This is a genomic window from Variovorax paradoxus B4, from assembly GCF_000463015.1.
Lineage (GTDB): Bacteria > Pseudomonadota > Gammaproteobacteria > Burkholderiales > Burkholderiaceae_C > Variovorax > Variovorax paradoxus_E.
The window spans coordinates 4,538,445-4,556,495 of record NC_022247.1; the positions used below are offsets into that span (position 1 = coordinate 4,538,445).

Annotated in this window: 14 protein-coding genes; 6 read left to right on the top strand and 8 right to left on the bottom strand. The window is 66.7% G+C overall.

Annotation, left to right across the window (positions count from 1 at the left end; all coding sequences use genetic code 11):
- Positions 1 to 5: 5 nt before the first annotated feature.
- The 8 genes from ubiB to serA form a co-directional block, all read right to left on the bottom strand.
- On the bottom strand, positions 6 to 1,571 hold the full coding sequence (gene ubiB, locus VAPA_RS21150; protein ID WP_021008804.1) for a ubiquinone biosynthesis regulatory protein kinase UbiB: 1,566 nt from the start codon (positions 1,569 to 1,571) through the stop codon (positions 6 to 8).
- Complete coding sequence (locus tag VAPA_RS21155; protein WP_021008805.1) at positions 1,568 to 2,140, bottom strand: ubiquinone biosynthesis accessory factor UbiJ; 573 nt, start codon at positions 2,138 to 2,140, stop codon at positions 1,568 to 1,570. The genes ubiB and VAPA_RS21155 overlap by 4 nt, the downstream gene beginning before the upstream one ends.
- Before the next feature lie 48 nt (positions 2,141 to 2,188).
- Positions 2,189 to 3,199 carry a Tim44 domain-containing protein gene (locus tag VAPA_RS21160; protein ID WP_021008806.1) on the bottom strand — a complete coding sequence of 337 codons (1,011 nt, stop codon included), beginning with the start codon at positions 3,197 to 3,199 and terminating at the stop codon, positions 2,189 to 2,191.
- A 34-nt stretch (positions 3,200 to 3,233) separates the two neighbouring features.
- A complete protein-coding gene (ubiE, locus tag VAPA_RS21165) occupies positions 3,234 to 3,965 on the bottom strand; it encodes a bifunctional demethylmenaquinone methyltransferase/2-methoxy-6-polyprenyl-1,4-benzoquinol methylase UbiE (RefSeq protein WP_021008807.1) in 732 nt (243 codons plus the stop codon).
- A 155-nt stretch (positions 3,966 to 4,120) separates the two neighbouring features.
- Positions 4,121 to 4,534: a gamma-butyrobetaine hydroxylase family protein gene (locus VAPA_RS21170; protein WP_021008808.1), complete on the bottom strand. Its 414-nt coding sequence runs from the start codon at positions 4,532 to 4,534 to the stop codon at positions 4,121 to 4,123.
- Positions 4,534 to 4,971, bottom strand: a complete 438-nt coding sequence (locus tag VAPA_RS21175; protein ID WP_021008809.1) for an HIT family protein — start codon at positions 4,969 to 4,971, stop codon at positions 4,534 to 4,536. Before VAPA_RS21175 ends, VAPA_RS21170 begins: the two co-directional genes overlap by 1 nt.
- The gene (locus VAPA_RS21180; protein ID WP_021008810.1) at positions 4,968 to 8,846 is read right to left on the bottom strand and encodes a DUF3683 domain-containing protein; all 3,879 of its coding nucleotides are present in this window, start codon (positions 8,844 to 8,846) and stop codon (positions 4,968 to 4,970) included. The genes VAPA_RS21175 and VAPA_RS21180 overlap by 4 nt, the downstream gene beginning before the upstream one ends.
- A 120-nt stretch (positions 8,847 to 8,966) precedes the next feature.
- Positions 8,967 to 10,199, bottom strand: coding sequence for a phosphoglycerate dehydrogenase (gene serA, locus VAPA_RS21185; protein WP_021008811.1), 1,233 nt, complete (start codon positions 10,197 to 10,199; stop codon positions 8,967 to 8,969).
- 227 nt (positions 10,200 to 10,426) lie between these two features.
- On the opposite strand from serA, the gene ugpB reads away from it, so the two are divergent.
- The 6 genes from ugpB to VAPA_RS21215 all read left to right on the top strand — a co-directional run bounded on the left by ugpB (position 10,427) and on the right by VAPA_RS21215 (position 17,940).
- On the top strand, positions 10,427 to 11,737 hold the full coding sequence (ugpB, locus tag VAPA_RS21190; protein ID WP_021008812.1) for a sn-glycerol-3-phosphate ABC transporter substrate-binding protein UgpB: 1,311 nt from the start codon (positions 10,427 to 10,429) through the stop codon (positions 11,735 to 11,737).
- A 98-nt stretch (positions 11,738 to 11,835) separates the two neighbouring features.
- The gene (ugpA, locus tag VAPA_RS21195) at positions 11,836 to 12,717 is read left to right on the top strand and encodes a sn-glycerol-3-phosphate ABC transporter permease UgpA (protein ID WP_015866909.1); all 882 of its coding nucleotides are present in this window, start codon (positions 11,836 to 11,838) and stop codon (positions 12,715 to 12,717) included.
- Positions 12,718 to 12,756: 39 nt separating this feature from the next.
- Positions 12,757 to 13,608: a sn-glycerol-3-phosphate ABC transporter permease UgpE gene (ugpE, locus tag VAPA_RS21200; protein WP_021008813.1), complete on the top strand. Its 852-nt coding sequence runs from the start codon at positions 12,757 to 12,759 to the stop codon at positions 13,606 to 13,608.
- Between the two features lie 62 nt (positions 13,609 to 13,670).
- On the top strand, positions 13,671 to 14,678 hold the full coding sequence (gene ugpC / locus VAPA_RS21205) for a sn-glycerol-3-phosphate ABC transporter ATP-binding protein UgpC (RefSeq protein ID WP_021008814.1): 1,008 nt from the start codon (positions 13,671 to 13,673) through the stop codon (positions 14,676 to 14,678).
- A 3-nt stretch (positions 14,679 to 14,681) separates the two neighbouring features.
- Complete coding sequence (gene ugpQ / locus VAPA_RS21210; RefSeq protein ID WP_021008815.1) at positions 14,682 to 15,428, top strand: glycerophosphodiester phosphodiesterase; 747 nt, start codon at positions 14,682 to 14,684, stop codon at positions 15,426 to 15,428.
- 67 nt (positions 15,429 to 15,495) lie between these two features.
- Positions 15,496 to 17,940: a DUF3772 domain-containing protein gene (locus VAPA_RS21215; protein WP_021008816.1), complete on the top strand. Its 2,445-nt coding sequence runs from the start codon at positions 15,496 to 15,498 to the stop codon at positions 17,938 to 17,940.
- Positions 17,941 to 18,051 lie beyond the last annotated feature (111 nt).

Below are 18,051 nucleotides of genomic sequence, written 5' to 3' on the forward strand. Positions count from 1 at the left end.
CTCCTCTAGAACAATTTCACGCGCACCAGCAATTGCATGGCGAGCAACCCCAATACAAATCCTATGCCACCGTAGATGATGGTCTGCAGCAGCCGGTTGGTGCGCTTCTGCGCGGCCAGCAGCTCCAGCAGCTCGCGGCGGTGGTCGGCGGGCCGATTTTCAAGGAAATCGTGCAGCAGGCGCGGCAATTGGGGCAGCAGTTTCGCATAGCGCGGCGCTTCGGCCTTGAGCTGCTGGAACAGCTTCTTCGGCCCGATCTGGTCGACCATCCACTTCTCGAGGAAGGGCTTGGCGGTGTGCCAGAGGTCGAGCTCCGGATCGAGCTGGCGGCCCAGGCCCTCGATGTTGAGCAGGGTCTTCTGCAGCAGCACCAGTTGCGGCTGGATCTCGACATGGAAGCGGCGCGAGGTCTGGAACAGGCGCATCAGCACCATGCCGAGCGAGATTTCCTTCAGCGGCCGATCGAAGTACGGCTCGCAGACGGTGCGGATCGCGCCCTCGAGCTCGTCGATGCGCGTGCCTTCGGGCACCCAGCCGCTCTCCAGGTGCAACTCGGCCACGCGCTTGTAGTCGCGCCGGAAGAAGGCCACGAAGTTCTGCGCCAGGTATTCCTTGTCCGACTCGGTCAGCGTGCCGATGATGCCGAAGTCGAGCGAGATGTAGCGCCCGAAAGTCTCTGCCGCGAGGCTCACCTGGATGTTGCCCGGGTGCATGTCGGCGTGGAAGAAGCCGTCGCGGAACACCTGGGTGAAGAAGATCGTGACGCCGTCGCGCGCCAGCTTGGGAATGTCGACACCGGCCGCGCGCAGGCGGTCGAGCTGGGCAATGGGCACGCCGTTCATGCGCTCCATCACGATCACCTCGGGGTGGCAGAAGTCCCAGAACATCTCGGGGATCAGCACCAGGTCGAGCGAGGCCATGTTGCGGCGCAGCTGGGCCGCGTTGGCCGCTTCGCGCACCAGGTCGAGCTCGTCGTGCAGGTACTTGTCGAACTCGCCGACCACTTCGCGCGGCTTCAGGCGCTTGCCGTCGGGCGAGAGCTTCTCGACCCAGCCGGCCATCATGGCCATGAGCGCCAGGTCTTTCTCGATCACGCCGCGCATGCTCGGGCGCAGCACCTTGACCGCGACCTCTCGCACCTCGCCTTCGTCGGTGCGGATGGTCGCAAAGTGGACCTGGGCAATCGACGCGCTGGCAATCGGCGTCTCGTCGAACTGCACGAACACGTCGCCCACCGGGCGGCGGAATGCGCGTTCGATGGTCGCGATGGCCACCGACGAGGGGAACGGCGGCACGCGGTCCTGCAGGAAGGCAAGCTCGTCGGCGATGTCGGGCGGCAGCAGGTCGCGCCGGGTCGACAACACCTGGCCGAACTTGACGAAGATCGGGCCCAGGCGTTCGAGCGCCTCGCGCAGGCGCTGGCCGCGGGGCGCGTCGAGGTTGCGGCCAATGGAAACGACGCGCGCCACCACGCGCAGCCAGGGTTTCTGGAAGCTCGTGAGCACGAGCTCGTCCAGGCCGTAGCGCAGCGCGACCCAGACGATGAAGATTCCGCGGTAGAAGCGCCTCATTCGGCCGTGCTCGCCGAGCCAGTCGCCGAGCCGCCGGCATGCTCGGGCTTGCGACCGCCGACGAACTGGTGCAGCGCGTCCACGACCCGGCGCGCGCCATTGGCAATGGTGTGCGCGGGCACGTCGCCGACGAGGCGGGCGAGGTCGTCCTCGACGTCCCAGCGCACATGGTCGACCAGCCAGTTGACCTCGGCGGCGAGCTGCACGTCGCCGATGATCTGTACCGAGGGCTTGCCGCCGCGCAGCGTGGCGCGGGCCAGCTCGAAGGGGGATTCGTCCGTGACGGTGAGCGTGAGCTCGGGCACCGAGCCGGCGGGCGCGAGATCGAGCAGGCCGGCCGGCGTGGACACCAGCTCCATCGTCACGAAGCGCCACTGGAAGCGCACCACCCGCCCCTGCTGCCTGAGCAGCCGCTGCTGGGCTTCGGGTTCCTGCTGCAGCACATGGTTCAGGAACAGCACTGCGCGATGCTGGATCTCGTGCACCGCCCAGGGGGGCGGCTGCAGACGCTCGCCGATGCGATTGAACAGATCGTCGAGAAAAGAAAATGGGGACGATGGTGTGGCCATGTCCCCATTATCGGTTCTGCAGGCGGCCTCGCGGCCGCCGGAATGCGCTTACTGCAGTGCCTGCACACCCGCCACCAGCCAGCCGCTGGTGCCGCTGGTGGGCTTGGTCATGTTCCAGACTTCGCGGAACGGGCCCGGACCGGCGGAAGCATCTTCGCGGATCATGCCGGAGAACTCCACGCTCGCCAGGTAGGCGTCGGCCAGTTCCTCGATGCCGAGCAGCTTGGCGTCGAGCATCACGACCTCGGTCTTGTTCGAGGCGCCGCCGGTGTGGCTTGCGCGGTCGGCCAGCTGGCTGCGGATTTCTTCGACCATGTCGTCGGTCATCATGGAGCGCAGCATGGTGACGTCGGCGCGGTCCCATGCGTCCTGCAGCGTCACGAAGTTGCGCTTGGCGGCGCTGAGGAAGCCGTCCACGTCGAAGCCGGCCGGAATGCCCCACGACTGCGAGCCCGACAGCGCCGAGCCGATCATGCTGCCGCCGGCCGCCGCGCCTGCCGCGGAAAGGCTGCTGCCATGCCCGGGCGTAGCGTCGAAGGCGGCCGCGTTGCGCTCCCAGGGCCGGGCCGAAGCGTCATTGCCGACATTGGCGGGGCTGTACTGCACGGGGGCGCTGGCGTTTGCCGGATTGCCGGCACCTTCGAAGGCGAAACCGCCCGGACGGTTGGCGCCCGACGACGCTGCCGAGCGCGCCTTGAACATGCGCCAGACGAACAGCCCGGCCATCACGAGCAGGCCGATCAACAGGATGTTGGCAAAGCCGGCGCCAAGGCCGAGCGAATTCGCGAGCCAGGCCAGGCCCAGGCCGGCGGCGAGGCCGCCGAGCATTGCGCCCCATGGACGCTTCGGCGCCGCGGCGGCGGGCGCCGGCGTTGCGGGCTTCGGCGCTGCGTTGGTCGCGCTTTGCTGCGTGGGCGCAGTGGGCGCTGCGGATTCGCGCTGCGTCACGTTGGACGACTGGCGGCCGAACGACTTGCCGCCGCCGATGCGAGCTGCATCTGCCTGAACGCTGACCAAGGCCAGCACGCAAGCCAGGAACAAAGAACTCAAACTTTTCATGTCGTCTCCTCTTTAGAGCGAAGAATTCGCGTCATCAACATTTGATTCCAACATGAAGGGCGACCACGCCACCCGTCATGTTGTGATAGTCCACATGCCCGAAACCGCCCTCTTTCATGAGGGTCTTGAGTTCGTCCTGCGCGGGATGCATGCGGATGGATTCGGCCAGGTAGCGATAGCTCGCGTCGTCGCCGGCCACCAGCTTGCCCAGGCGCGGCAGAACGTTGAACGAATACCAGTCGTAGGCCTTGGCGAGCGGCTTGGCAACTTTCGAGAACTCGAGCACCAGCAGCTTGCCGCGCGGCTTGAGCACGCGGTTCATTTCCTTCAGTGCAACGTCCTTGTGCGTCATGTTGCGCAGGCCGAAGGCCACGGTCACGACGTCGAAGTGGTTGTCGGGGAACGGCAGCTTCTCGGCGTCGCACACGAGGGTGGGCAGCGCCACGCCGGCATCGAGCAGGCGGTCGCGGCCGGTGCGCAGCATGGCTTCGTTGATGTCGGTGTGCACCACCTGGCCGCTGGCGCCCACCTTCTTGGCAAAGGCCAGGGCGAGGTCGCCGGTGCCTCCCGCGATGTCGAGCACGCGCGAGCCTTCGCCCACGTTGGCCACCATCACGGTGTAGGCCTTCCAGGCACGATGCAGCCCCATCGACATCAGGTCGTTCATGAGGTCGTAACGCGTGGCGACGGAATCGAAGACGCCGCGGACACGTTGCGCTTTCTCGCTTTCGTCGACTTTTTCGAAGCCGAAATGGGTGGTGCTCATGCGCCTGATATTAGGCCGGAAGCACACACCTCAAGAAGGCGACCCTGCGGCGACGGCGGACATTTGTTGCTTTTTCTTCAAATAGCGGGGCGCGGCAGGGCGCGCCCCGCCTGCGTGCGAGGCTATCTTTTCAGGAGCGAATGGGGTCTGGGGAGTCAGTGGCTGCTGCAGGCGGAGCCGCCCTTGTCGATCATCGGCGCATCGCGGTCGACGCCCGCGGCAGCAAGCCGGCGCTCGTACTCGGCCCAGAGCCCGGCCTGGTTGGCGCCGAGTTCGTACAACAGGTTCCACGAGAAGATGCCGGTGTCGTGGCCGTCGCTGAAGACCGGCTGCACGGCGTAGTTGCCCACCGGCTTCAAGTCGACCAGCTCGACCTCGCGCTTGCCGGTCTGCAGCACCTCCTGCCCCGGCCCGTGGCCCTGCACCTCGGCCGACGGCGAATAGATGCGCATCAGCTCGAACGGAATGCGGAAGGTCGCGCCGTCCGAGAAGCCGACCTCGAGCACACGCGACTGGCCGTGCACGGTGATCGATTGCGGCGTCGGTGCGCCGGCTTGCAAACCTGCCATCAGAAACTCCTGGTGCCCAATCGGGCCATCATCGCACTCTCGAGCGCGGGCAGGCGCGCAGCCACGTCGGCCTGCTGGGCCGCATTGGCTTCGCGCTGCACCGGCGCCCAGACGGAGCCCGGGAAATGGGTGTCGTCGGCGAACCGGGCAATCACGTGCCAATGCAGGTGCGGCACCATGTTGCCGAGTGCCGCGAGGTTGATCTTGGCCGGCGCCAGATGCTCGCGCAGGCACTGCTCGACCACCGTCACCGCCTCCATGCACAGCACGCGGTCGGCTGCATCGAGGTCGGAAAACTCCGCCGCATGTTCGCGCCAGATCACGCGGTAGAACGCCGGGAAGCCGGGCTCTTCGGCATGGATGACGCGGAACTTCGCACCCTCGAACACGATGCGGCCGCCGGGGCCTTCGCAGAAAGGACAGCCCTGCACCCTCATACGAGCACCCGCTCGATCCCACCTTGGTTGGCAGCGGCCACGTATTCCGGCATCCAGTCCTTGCCGAGGATCTTGTTGGCCATCTCGACCACGATGTAGTCGGCTTCGAGCAGGCCGTTGTTCAGGTCGTTGCCGTAGCGCGAGAGGCCCTGCAGGCAGCTCGGGCAGCTGGTCAGGATCTTCACGTTGTCCTTTTCGCCGACCTGGCCGTTCGCGCGCAATGCGGCCTCACCCTTCTTGAGCTCTTCTTCCTTGCGGAAGCGGATCTGCGTCGAGATGTCGGGCCGCGACACGCCCAGCGTGCCCGATTCGCCGCAGCAGCGGTCGTTCTTCAGCACGTTGTCGCCGACCAGCGCCTTCACGGTCTTCATCGGATCCTGCAGCTTCATCGGGCTGTGGCAGGGGTCGTGGTACAGGTAGCCACCACCGCCCGCATCCGCCAGCGTGATGCCCTTCTCGAGCAGGTACTCGTGGATGTCGATGATGCGGCAGCCCGGGAAAATCTTGTCGAACTGGTAGCCCTGCAGCTGGTCGTAGCAGGTGCCGCAGCTCACCACCACCGTCTTGATGTCGAGGTAGTTGAGCGTGTTGGCCACGCGGTGGAAGAGCACGCGGTTGTCGGTGATCATCTTCTCGGCCTTGTCGAACTGGCCGCTGCCGCGCTGCGGATAGCCGCAGCAGAGGTAACCCGGCGGCAGCACCGTCTGCACGCCCGCATGCCAGAGCATGGCCTGCGTGGCGAGGCCTACCTGCGAGAACAGCCGCTCCGAGCCGCACCCCGGGAAATAGAACACCGCCTCGGTTTCCGAGGTGGTCGCCTTCGGGTCGCGGATGATCGGCACGTAGTCGGCATCCTCGATGTCGAGCAGCGCGCGCGCGGTTTTCTTCGGCAGGTTGCCCGGCATCTTCTTGTTGATGAAGTGGATCACCTGCTCCTTGATCGGCGCGGGGCCCAGCGTGGCCGGCGGCGCGCCGGTCTGTTTCTTCGCGAGGCCACGCAGCAGGTCGTTGGCCAGGCGCTGCGCCTTGAAGCCGATGCCCACCATGCCCGCGCGCACCGCCTTGATGGTCTGCGGATTGGTCGCATTGAGGAAGAACATCGCGGCCGCGTTGCCGGGACGGAAGCTCTTCTGCCCCATCTTGCGCAGCAGGTTGCGCATGTTCATCGACACGTCGCCGAAGTCGATCTTCACCGGGCATGGCGTGAGGCACTTGTGGCACACCGTGCAGTGGTCGGCCACGTCCTCGAACTCTTCCCAGTGCTTGATGCTGATGCCGCGCCGGGTCTGCTCTTCATAGAGGAAGGCCTCGACCAGCAGCGAGGTCGCGAGGATCTTGTTGCGCGGGCTGTACAGCAGGTTGGCGCGCGGCACGTGGGTGGCGCACACCGGCTTGCACTTGCCGCAGCGCAGGCAGTCCTTCACGCTGTCGGCAATGGCGCCGATGTCGCTCTGCTGCATGATGAGCGACTCGTGCCCCATGAGGCCGAAGCTCGGAGTGTAGGCGTTGGTCAGGTCGGCATGCGGCAGGGCAGTTTCGCCGGCGGGCGCGCGCAGCAGCTTGCCCTTGTTGAAGCGGCCTTCGGGGTCGACGCGCTGCTTGTAGTCCATGAAGGGCTTCAGCTCTTCGTCGCTCAGGAACTCGAGCTTGGTGATGCCGATGCCGTGCTCGCCGGAAATCACGCCATCGAGGCTGCGCGCCAGCGCCATGATGCGCACCACCGCGGCATGCGCGGTCTGCAGCATCTCGTAGTTGTCGCTGTTGACGGGGATGTTGGTGTGCACGTTACCGTCGCCCGCGTGCATGTGCAGCGCCACCCACACGCGGCCCTTGAGCACCTGCTTGTGGATGGCAGTGCACTCGGCCAGGATCGGCGTGAACTCGGCGCCCGAAAAGATTTCCTGCAGCGGCTGGCGCAGCTGGGTCTTCCAGCTCGCGCGCAGGGTGTGGTCCTGCAGCTGCGGGAACAGCGTGTCGACGTCGCGCAGCCATTCGGCCCAGAGCGCGCGCACGCCCTGCACCAGCGCCACGGCCTGCGCCACGCGGTCTTCGAGCAGCTCGGCGGCCGGAATCTCGTGCGCGTCGTCGGTCTTGCCGAGCGGCAGGTTGCCGCGCAGCAGGAAGGCTTCGAGCGCGTCGGTGAGCGCGAGCTTGTTCTGCAGCGAGAGCTCGATGTTGATGCGCTCGATGCCGTCGCTGTACTCGGCCATGCGCGGCAGCGGAATGACCACGTCTTCGTTGATCTTGAAGGCGTTGGTGTGCTTGCTGATGGCAGCCGTGCGCTTGCGGTCGAGCCAGAATTTCTTGCGCGCCTCGGGGCTGATGGCGATGAAGCCTTCGCCGCTGCGCGAATTGGCGATGCGCACCACCTCCGAGGTGACGCGCGCCACCGCGTCGGCATCGTCGCCCGCGATGTCGCCGAACAGCACCATCTTCGGCAGGCCGCCGTGCTTCTTCGACTTGGTGGCGTAGCCCACGGCCTTCAGGTAGCGGTCGTCCAGGTGTTCGAGGCCCGCCAGCAGCACGCCGGAGCGCTTCTGCTCGGCGAACATGAAGTCCTTGATCTCGACGATGCTGGGCACCGCGTCCTTGGCGTTGCCGAAGAATTCAAGGCACACGGTGCGGGTGTGCGCCGGCATGCGGTGCACCACCCAGCGGCAGCTGGTGATGAGGCCGTCGCAGCCCTCTTTCTGGATGCCCGGCAGGCCGGAGAGGAACTTGTCGGTCACGTCCTTGCCGAGACCCTCCTTGCGGAAGGTGCGGCCGGGGATCTCCAGGCGCTCGGTGCGCAATTTCGTCTTGCCGTCGGCGGCGTAGTACTGCAGCTCGAACACGGCGCTTTCGGCGTCGTGGATCTTGCCGAGGTTGTGGCCGATGCGCGTGACTTCGAGCCATTCGGCCTGCGGCGTGACCATGCGCCACGAGGCGAGGTTGTCGAGCGCCGTGCCCCAGAGCACGGCCTTCTTGCCGCCCGCGTTCATCGCCACGTTGCCGCCGACGCACGAGGCCTCGGCGGAGGTCGGGTCGACCGCGAACACGTAGCCGGCGCGCTCGGCGGCGTCGGCCACGCGCTGGGTAACGACGCCCGCCTCGGTCCAGATGGTGGGCACGGGGTTGTCGAGGCCTGGCAGCGGGATCGTCTCGACCTCGGTCATGGCCTCGAGCTTCTCGGTGTTGATGACCACGCTCTTCCACGTGAGCGGAATGGCGCCGCCGGTGTAGCCGGTGCCGCCGCCGCGCGGGATGATGGTCAGGCCCAGCTCGATGCAGCCCTTGACCAGCAGCGCCATCTCGGCCTCGGTGTCCGGGCACAACACCACGAAGGGATATTCCACGCGCCAGTCGGTGGCGTCGGTGACGTGCGAGACGCGCGAGAGGCCGTCGAACTTGATGTTGTCCTTGGCCGTGAGGCGGCCCAGCACGCGCGTGGCCTTGCGGCGCAGGGCCGCCACGTCGCGAAAGGCGGTGTCGAAGGCCGCAACGGCCTGGCCGACGAGGCCCGTGAGTTCGCCCACGAGCTGGTCGCGCGGCAGGTCGCTGTCGGGGGTGCGGCGCTTCTGGACCTCGGCCAGGCGGTGCCTGAGCGCATCGACCAGCTGGCCGCGGCGGCGCGGGTTGTCGAGCAGGTCGTCGACGAGGTAGGGGTTGCGCTGGACCACCCAGATGTCGCCGAGCACTTCGTAGAGCATGCGCGCCGACCGGCCGGTGCGGCGCTCGGCGCGCAGGGTCTGGAGCAGTTCCCAGCCGCGCTCGCCCAACAGGCGGATCACGATCTCGCGATCGGAAAAGCTGGTGTAGTTATAGGGGATCTCGCGCAGTCGTACAGGCTCTGCGGCCTGCGACAACAGCGTGGTCAACGCGGTCGGAGCATTCATCGGGGGTGGCACCTCGGCCAGGCGCTGCGCGCCCATCTAGCCGGGGGTGGGATTTTAGGGCAGCGCCCGGGGTCTTGCCTTGGGCGGGTGCGGTTCCCCTATTGGGGAGCCCCCGAAAGCTCAGAACAGCACGCGGCTGCGGATCGTGCCGTTCACCTTGGCCAGTTTCTCCAGCGCCAGGTCGGAATACGCCGCGTCGATGTCCGTCACCACGTAGCCGATCTTCTCGTTGGTCTGCAGGAACTGCGAGGAGATGTTGATGTTGTTGTCCGAGAAGATCCTGTTGATCTCCGACAGCACACCCGGCACGTTGCGGTGGATGTGCAGCAGCCGATGCTTGCCGGGGTGGGCCGGCAGCGCCACCTCGGGAAAGTTGACCGACGAGGTCGAGGTGCCGTTGTCGCTGTACTTCACCAGCTTTTCCGCCACCTCGAGGCCGATGTTGGCCTGCGCCTCCATCGTCGAGCCGCCGATGTGCGGGGTCAGGATGACGTTGTCGAGCCCGCGCAGCGGTGACTGGAATTCGTCCTTGTTGGTGCGCGGCTCGACCGGGAACACGTCGATGGCGGCGCCCAGCAGCTTCTTCTGCTTCAGCGCCGCGGCCAGCGGTTCGATCTCGACGACCGTGCCGCGCGAGGCGTTGATCAGGATGGCGCCCGGCTTCATGGCGGCGATTTCGGCCGCGCCGATCATCCATTGCGTGGCCTGCGTCTCGGGCACGTGCAGGGTCACGATGTCGCTCTGGGCCAGCAGCTGGTGCAGTTCGCGCACCTGGTGCGCATTGCCCAGGGGCAGCTTGGTCACCACGTCGTAGAAGGCCACCTTCATGCCCAGTGCCTCGGCCAGCACCGACAGCTGGGCGCCGATGGAGCCGTAGCCCACGATGCCGAGCGTCTTGCCCCGGATCTCGAAGGCGTTCTCGGCCGACTTGAGCCAGCCGCCGCGGTGCGCCACCGCGCTTTTCTCGGGCACGCCGCGCAGCAGCAGGATGGCTTCGGCCAGCACCAGCTCGGCCACCGAACGGGTGTTGGAGTACGGCGCGTTGAACACCGCCACGCCGTGTTCGCGCGCGGCCTCCAGGTCGACCTGGTTGGTGCCGATGCAAAAGCACCCCGCCGCCACCAGCTTCTGCGCGGCCGCGAAGACCTCGGCCGTCAGTTGCGTGCGCGAGCGGATGCCCAGGAAGTGGACGTCGGCGATCTTGGCCTTGAGCTCCGCATCGGGAAGCGCGCCCGGCAGCGACTCGATGTTGGTGTAGCCCGCACCGCGCAGAACCTCCACCGCCGAAGGATGGATGCCTTCGAGCAAAAGGAACTTGATCCGGCTTTTTTCGAGGGAGGTCTTGCTGCTCATGGCGTACTCGCGGAAGCCCCGGCCGCGGCAACAGGCTAGGCCGAAAAAGGGGGAGGTCGATGCTAGCATGCTGCGGCGCAGCATGAAGGTGCACACCCTGTGGGAAGCCCTGCGCCAAAGGGGTTTTCCCGATTGGAAATTAGCAACAGTCCGTGCGCAAATGTGACGCGGTCGTGTCATCCGCATGGCCTAGCATCCGCGCTTTCATTTTCCCATCAGGAGTCTTCATGCGATTCAAGACGCTCGCGCTGGCATCGGCGCTGGCCGCCACGCTGTTCAATGTGGCCCAGGCCCAGACCGAGATCCAGTGGTGGCATTCCATGACCGCCGTCAACAACGAGTGGGTCAACGATCTGGCCAAGCAGTTCAACGAGAGCCAGAAGGAATACAAGGTCGTGCCGACCTACAAGGGCACGTACGACGAATCGATGACGGCCTCCATTGCGGCCTTCCGCGCCGGCAACGCACCGCACATCCTGCAGGTGTTCGAAGTGGGCACCGCCACCATGATGGCCAGCAAGGGCGCCATCGTGCCGGTGGGCCAGGTCATGAAGGACGCGGGCGAGAAGTTCGATCCTGCCGCCTACATTCCCGCCGTGGCCGGCTACTACACCGCGCCCAACGGCCAGATGCTGAGCTTTCCGCTGAACAGCTCGACGACGGTGTTCTATGTCAACAAGGACGCCTTCAAGGCCGCCGGCATCGACACCACCAAGCTGCCCGCGACCTGGCCCGAGGTGACGGCCGCCGCGGCCAAGCTGAAGGCGAGCGGCCACAAGTGTCCGTTCACCACCGCCTGGCAGGGCTGGACGCAGCTGGAGAGCTTCTCGGCCTGGCACAACGTCGAATTCGCGACCAAGAGCAACGGCCTGGCCGGGCTCGATGCACGCATGAAGATCAATTCGCCGCTGCACGTGCGCCACATCGAGAACCTGGCCAACATGGCCAAGCAGGGCCTCTTCATCTACAAGGGCCGCGGCAACGTGCCGGAAGCCTCGTTCGTGTCGGGCGAGTGCGCAATGATCAACACGTCCTCCGGCTTCTACGGCAACGTCGCCAAGAACGCCAAGTTTGCCTACGCGGTCTCTCCCCTGCCCTACTACCCGGACGTGCCCGGCGCACCGCAGAACACCGTGATCGGCGGCGCCAGCCTGTGGGTGATGTCGGGCAAGAAGCCAGCCGAGTACAAGGGCGTGGCCAAGTTCTTCAGCTTCATCTCGACGCCTGAAGTGCAGTCGGCCAGCCACAAGCGCACGGGCTACCTGCCCGTGACCATGGCGTCGTACAAGCTCACCGAGGACTCGGGCTTCTACAAGCAGAACCCCGGCACCGACGTGGCCGTGACGCAGATGGTGCGCAAGGTCACCGACAAGAGCCGCGGCATCCGCCTGGGCAACTACGTGCAGGTCCGCGCCATCGAGGACGAAGAGCTCGAACAGGTCTGGAGCGGCAAGAAGACCGCCAAGGAAGCCCTCGATTCGATCGTGCAGCGCGGCAACGAGCAGCTGGAACGCTTCCAGAAAGCTAACAAAAGCTAACGATTGACGGCCGGGCCCGCGGGTCCGGCTAATATCGCCCGCCCCCGTTCGCTCGTGCACAAGAGCGGGCCAGGCGGGATTTTTTATGCAGAGGGTTCATGGAAAAACGCGTTTTCTTTCGCTCGGGCTGGTTGCCCTGGCTGCTGCTGACGCCGCAAATGGCGGTGATCCTCGTGTTTTTCTTCTGGCCGGCGGCACAGGCGCTGCTGCAGTCGCTGCAGCAGCAGGACGCCTTCGGCACATCGGTGGAGTTCGTCGGGCTCGACAACTTCCGCCAGATATTCAGCGATCCGAGCTATGTGGAGTCGTTCAAGACCACCGCCCTGTTCTCGGTGCTGGTGGCGGGCATCGGCATCACGCTGTCGCTGGGGCTCGCGGTGTTTGCCGACCGCATCACGCGCGGCGGCACCTTCTACAAGACCATGCTGATCCTGCCCTACGCGGTGGCGCCCGCCGTGGCGGCCGTGCTCTGGGTCTTCATGTTCTCGCCGTCGCTGGGCGTGGTGGCCTATGCGCTCGGCAAGATCGGCATCGACTGGAACCACCTGCTGGACTCCGGCCACGCCATGACGCTGATCGTGATGGCCTCGGTGTGGAAGCAGATCTCCTACAACTTCCTGTTCTTCCTGGCCGGCCTGCAGTCGATTCCCAAGTCGCTCATCGAGGCCGCGGCCATCGACGGCGCGCGCCCGTGGCGCCGGTTCTGGACCGTGCAGTTTCCGCTGCTCTCGCCCACCACCTTCTTCCTGCTGGTGATCAACGTGGTCTACGCCTTCTTCGACACCTTCGCGATCGTCGATGCGGCCACGCAGGGCGGGCCGGGCAAGGACACGGCCATCCTGGTCTACAAGGTCTACTACGACGGCTTCAAGGCCATGGATCTCGGCGGCTCGGCGGCGCAGTCGGTGGTGCTGATGGTGATCGTGGTGGCGCTCACCGTCATCCAGTTCCGCTACGTGGAAAAGAAGGTTCAATACTGATGAAGCAGAAGAAAAACAGGAATTTCGCGGGAGTGTTCCATGGTTGAGAAACGCGGCACCCACGGCATCCTGGCCCATGTGGTGATGATCCTGGGCGTGTTCATCGTCGCCTTCCCGCTCTACCTGGCGTTCGTGGCGTCCACGCACACGGCCCAGGAGATCGTGCAGGCGCCGATGCCGCTGCTGCCGGGCACCAACATGTGGGACAGCTACAAGGGCGCGCTCTTCGGGCGCGAAACCAGCAGCGGCTCCAACGCGCCCGTGGCCCACATGATGTGGGTGAGCCTGGTGACGGCGCTGGTGATCTCCATCGGCAAGATTTCCATCTCGCTGCTGTCGGCCTTCGCCATCGTCTACTTCCGGTTCCCGTTCAAGAAGATCTGTTTCTGGGCCATCTTCGTGACGCTGATGCTGCCGGTGGAGGTGCGCATCCTGCCCACCTACAAGGTGCTGTCCGATCTGAACATGCTGAACACCTACGCGGGCCTCACGGTGCCGCTGATCGCGTCGGCCACGGCCACCTTCCTGTTCCGCCAGTTCTTCCTGACGGTGCCCGACGAGCTCACCGAGGCCTCGCGCATGGACGGCGCAAGCCCCATGCGCTTCTTCTTCGACGTGCTGCTGCCGCTGTCGAAAACGTCGATTGCGGCGCTGTTCGTGATCCAGTTCATCTACGGCTGGAACCAGTACCTCTGGCCGCTGCTCGCAACCACCGGCGAAGACATGTACCCCGTGGTGGTCGGCATCAAGCGAATGATTGCCGGCGGCGACAGCCAGAACGAATGGAACGTGGTGATGGCCACCGCCATCCTCGCCATGCTGCCGCCCGCGCTGGTGGTGGTGCTGATGCAGAAGTGGTTCGTCAAGGGCCTCGTGGACACCGAAAAATAAACAACTTGCGGGACAGACCAGGATTGCGAAGCAATCTGCTCTGCCCCCAACTGACCAAGACTATGGCTGCTCTCTCTTTACGCAACGTCATCAAGCGCTACGGCCACGGGCCGAAAGCCAACCAGGTCATCCACGGCGTGAGCGCCGAGATCGCCGACCATGAATTCATCGTCATCGTCGGCCCGTCGGGCTGCGGCAAGTCCACCCTGCTGCGCATGGTGGCAGGCCTGGAGGAAATCTCGGCCGGCGAAATCTCCATCGGCAAGCGCGTGGTGAACAATCTCGAACCCTCCGAGCGCGACATCGCCATGGTGTTCCAGAACTACGCGCTCTATCCGCACATGAGCGTGTTCAAGAACATGGCCTACGGCCTGAAGATCGCCAAGGTGCCGGTGCCCGAGATCAAGGTGCGCGTCGACAAGGCGGCCAAGATCCTCGAGCTGGGCCACCTGCTCGAGCGCAAGCCGCGCGAGCTCTCGGGCGGCCAGCGCCAGCGCGTGGCCATGGGCCGCGCCATCGTGCGCCAGCCGCAGGTGTTCCTGTTCGACGAGCCGCTGTCCAACCTCGACGCCAAGCTGCGCGCACAGACCCGCATCGAGATCCAGAAGCTGCACCGCGAACTCGGCATCACGTCGCTGTTCGTCACGCACGACCAGGTGGAGGCCATGACGCTGGCGCAGCGCATCATCGTGATGAACGCCGGCGTGATGGACCAGTTCGCAACGCCCGAAGAGGTCTACAACCGACCCGCCACCACCTTCGTTGCCAGCTTCATCGGCTCGCCGCCGATGAACTTGCTGCAGCACGCGCCCGGCGTGCGGCCCGGCCAGATCCTCGGCATCCGCCCGGAGCACCTGACCCTGGACGAAAGCGGCTGGTCGGTGCAGGTCGAGTCGGTCGAGCTGCTCGGCGCCGAGCGGCTGGTGTACGGCCGCATCGGCGACGAGCAGATCATCATGCGTACCGACGAAAGCGACCATCCGCCGGTCGCGGGCGACACCGTCCGGATCGCGGCGCGCGAAGACAAGCTGCACTGGTTCGACGCCGGCTCCGGCAAGCGGGCCGACTGAACGATGCCGGCATTGAAACCCTGGCCCTATCCGCGCTGGATCGCGCACCGCGGCGCCGGCAGGCTGGCGCCCGAGAACACGCTCGCGGCGTTCCGGCTTGGCGCGGCGCACGGCTACCGCATGTTCGAGTGCGATGCGAAGCTCAGTGCCGACGGCGTGGCCTTTCTCATGCACGACGCCACGCTGGAGCGCACCACCGACGGCCACGGCACCGGCGGTGCGCAGCCCTGGAGCGTGCTGTCTCAGCTCGACGCCGGCGGCTGGCATTCGCGCGCCTTCGCGGGCGAACCGCTCGCCACGCTCGAGAACCTCGCGCGCTTCTGCCTGGCCAACGGCCACCTGCTCAACATCGAGATCAAGCCCACGCCGGGCACCGAGCGCGCAACCGGCGAAGCGGTGGCGCGGCTCGCGGCCCGGCTGTGGCAGGGCGCGGCAATTCCGCCGCTGCTCACCTCGTTCCAGGCCGAATCGCTCGCGGGAGCCAGGGCGGTGCAGCCCGAGCTGCCGCGCGGGCTGCTGCTCGACACGCTGCGGGACGGCTGGCTGGCCGCGGCCACCGGCCTGGACTGCGCCGCGGTGGTCTGCAACCACGCGCTCTGGGACGCTGCCACGGTGGCGCAGGTGCAGGGCGCGGGCATGCGCGCGCTGAGCTACACCGTGAATGACGAATGGGCCGCGCAGCGGCTCGTCGAGCTGGGCACCGACGGCATCATCACCGACCGGGTCGACCTGTTCAGCCCGGCCGTCTGACCGCCTCCCGCCGCGGCCCGACACACGCTGTCACGCGCCGCGCCGCGGGCCGGAAATGGCGCCTTCTATGATGGCAGCCATGCCTTCGATTCCCCGCCTGATTGCCTTCTGCCTGGCTGCCCTGCTGCTCTGCGGTGCCGCGACGGCGCAGCCGGGCAACAGCAGCAGCAGCACCACCGCCATCGCCGCTGCCGCGGCACCGGCGCCCGAACCCACGGTGGCCGAGCTGCGCGAGCAGCTCACGAAGATCACCGCCGCCGCCGATTCCACCGAGGACATGCGCCAGCTGCTGGCGCAGATCAACGACATCGGCACGCAGGCCGACAAGTTCGTTGCCGCACGCGCCAGCGAGCTGGCCGACCTGAACGCCCGCCTCGGCGAGCTCGGAAATCCGCCGGCCGCGGGCGCCACCGAAGACCCCGACATCACGCGCCAGCGCGCCCGCCTCACGAAGGAACGCAACGCGCTGGACGCCGACATCCGGCTGGCACGGCTGCTGTCCATCGACGTGCGGCAGCGCGGCGCCGAACTGGTGACCGAGCGCCGCGCGCTCTTCGAAGCGCAGATCACCGAGCGCGCGCCCTCCCCGCTCACCGGCGAGTTCTGGCTCGATCTGCGGGAGGCCTGGCCGAACGATCTGGCGCGCCTGAAGACGATGGTGTCCGGCCTGCGCGACGGGCTGGCGCAAGCCATGGAGCAAGGGCCCCGGATGGCGGTGCTCGGGGCGCTGATCCTGGCGGTGCTGCTCGCGGTGCTCGGCACCTGGGTGGCCGAGCATCTGCTGACCCGGATCGCCGCTCGGCTGCTGCCGGCGGGCCGGCTGCGGCGTTCGCTGCTGGTGATTGCCGTCGTGGCGAGCCATGTGCTGCTGGTGGCCGTTGCGGCGCACGGCTTCGTGTGGGTGCTCGAGGAATACGCCACCTGGGAGCCGCAGGCGCGCAAGGCGATGCGTTCGATGGCGCAGGCGCTGGTGTTCATGGCCTTCGTCATCGGACTGGGCCGCGGACTGCTGGCCACCAGCCGCCCGTCGTGGCGGCTGCCGCCGATTCCCGACGCCATGGCCACCCGCCTCGCACCGCTGCCGTGGTTGGTGGCGATGGTGGCTGCGCTGGCCTGGGCGCCGGTCGAGATCAATGCGCTGGTCGAAGCCAGCTTCGCGGCCGTGGTTGCCACGCACGTGCTCACCGCGCTGGTGCTCACCGCGCTCGTTGGCGCGGTGCTCCATCGGCTCCGGCCAATGCGCGCCGATACGCCGGACGCCGATCCGCCGGAGCGGCCGATGTGGGTGGGCCTGTTGGTGGCCTGCATCGGCGTGCTGATGGTGGCCATCTGGGTGCTGGTGGGGGTGGGCTACGTGGCGCTCGCGAGCTTCCTAGCCTCGCAGCTCACCTGGAGCGGCATCGTCGCGGCCGCCTTCTACGTCCTGTTCAAGTTTGCCGACGACGTCTTCATGGCCGGCGTGTCCTCGCGCAGCACTTTCGGCCAGCGCCTGCAGAAGAGCTTCGGCCTGGCGCCGCAGACGCTCGACCAGGCGGCCACCGTGCTCTCCGGCCTGAGCCGGGTGGCGCTGTTCTTCTACATGCTGATCGCGCTCGCGGCGCCGTTGGGCACCGGTCCCAGCGAAGTGTTCCAGCGCAGCGGCAAGTTCGGCACCGGCGTGAAGGTGGGCGAGTTCCAGCTGGTGCCGGGCGCCATCCTGAGCGCCATCGCCGTGGCGGTGATCGGCTTCATCGTGCTCAGGGTCTTCAAGCGCTGGCTCGCGCGCAGCTACCTGCCCAGCACGCAGTTCGAGCCGGGCATGCAGAGCTCGATCACCACGCTGCTCGGCTATGTGGGCGGCATCCTGGTGGTCGCGTTCTCGCTGTCGGCGCTGGGCATCGGCATCGAGCGCATCGCGTGGGTGGCGAGCGCGCTGTCGGTGGGCATCGGCTTCGGCCTGCAGGCCATCGTGCAGAACTTCATCTCGGGCCTCATCCTGCTGGCCGAGCAGCCGGTGAAGGTGGGCGACTGGGTGGTGCTGGGCACCACCGAGGGCGACGTGCGGCGCATCAACGTGCGCGCCACGGAGATCCAGCTCGGGGACCGCTCGACGGTGATCGTGCCGAACTCCGAGTTCATCACGAAGACCGTGCGCAACATGACGCTGACCAACGCGGAGGGCCGGGTGCTGATCCGGCTGCCGATGCCGCTGACCACCAACGCGCAGCGCGTGCGCGAGCTCATCCTGGACGCCTGCCGCGCCCACGAAAGCGTGCTGGAAACGCCGGCGCCTTCGCTCACGCTCGAAGGCATCGAGGGCGGCCTGCTCATGTTCCAGGCCATTGCCTATGTGCCGAGCCCGCGCCTGGCGGGCAGCGTGCGCAGCGACCTGCTGTTCACCATCCTGGAGCGCCTGGATGCGGAGCAGCTGCCGCTGGCGCCGTATGCGGCGGCGCCTGCGCCAATGCCTGCGTCCGTGCCCGCGCCCATGCCCGGGCCGGTTGCCGCGGACGGCGCCACCCCAGCCGCCTGAGCGCCGCACCGATCGTCCAAGCAGCGGGGAAATGCCCGCGCTGATCGATCAATTGTCCGGAGGCTCCCAAACGAACAATCAGCCATGAGCAGGCGTGCTGTCGCCAACGCT

Excerpts from the sequence above, each read along its gene's own strand:
- VAPA_RS21215 (WP_021008816.1), top strand. The coding sequence starts at position 15,496 with ATGATGGCAGCCATGCCTTCGATTCCCCGCCTGATTGCCTTCTGCCTG.
- VAPA_RS21180 (WP_021008810.1), bottom strand. The coding sequence starts at position 8,846 with ATGAATGCTCCGACCGCGTTGACCACGCTGTTGTCGCAGGCCGCAGAG.
- ubiE (WP_021008807.1), bottom strand. The coding sequence starts at position 3,965 with ATGAGCACCACCCATTTCGGCTTCGAAAAAGTCGACGAAAGCGAGAAA.
- ugpE (WP_021008813.1), top strand. The coding sequence starts at position 12,757 with ATGGTTGAGAAACGCGGCACCCACGGCATCCTGGCCCATGTGGTGATG.
- VAPA_RS21175 (WP_021008809.1), bottom strand. The coding sequence starts at position 4,971 with ATGAGGGTGCAGGGCTGTCCTTTCTGCGAAGGCCCCGGCGGCCGCATC.
- VAPA_RS21170 (WP_021008808.1), bottom strand. The coding sequence starts at position 4,534 with ATGGCAGGTTTGCAAGCCGGCGCACCGACGCCGCAATCGATCACCGTG.
- serA (WP_021008811.1), bottom strand. The coding sequence starts at position 10,199 with ATGAGCAGCAAGACCTCCCTCGAAAAAAGCCGGATCAAGTTCCTTTTG.
- ugpB (WP_021008812.1), top strand. The coding sequence starts at position 10,427 with ATGCGATTCAAGACGCTCGCGCTGGCATCGGCGCTGGCCGCCACGCTG.
- ugpC (WP_021008814.1), top strand. The coding sequence starts at position 13,671 with ATGGCTGCTCTCTCTTTACGCAACGTCATCAAGCGCTACGGCCACGGG.
- VAPA_RS21155 (WP_021008805.1), bottom strand. The coding sequence starts at position 2,140 with ATGGCCACACCATCGTCCCCATTTTCTTTTCTCGACGATCTGTTCAAT.
- ugpA (WP_015866909.1), top strand. The coding sequence starts at position 11,836 with ATGGAAAAACGCGTTTTCTTTCGCTCGGGCTGGTTGCCCTGGCTGCTG.
- VAPA_RS21160 (WP_021008806.1), bottom strand. The coding sequence starts at position 3,199 with ATGAAAAGTTTGAGTTCTTTGTTCCTGGCTTGCGTGCTGGCCTTGGTC.
- ubiB (WP_021008804.1), bottom strand. The coding sequence starts at position 1,571 with ATGAGGCGCTTCTACCGCGGAATCTTCATCGTCTGGGTCGCGCTGCGC.
- ugpQ (WP_021008815.1), top strand. The coding sequence starts at position 14,682 with ATGCCGGCATTGAAACCCTGGCCCTATCCGCGCTGGATCGCGCACCGC.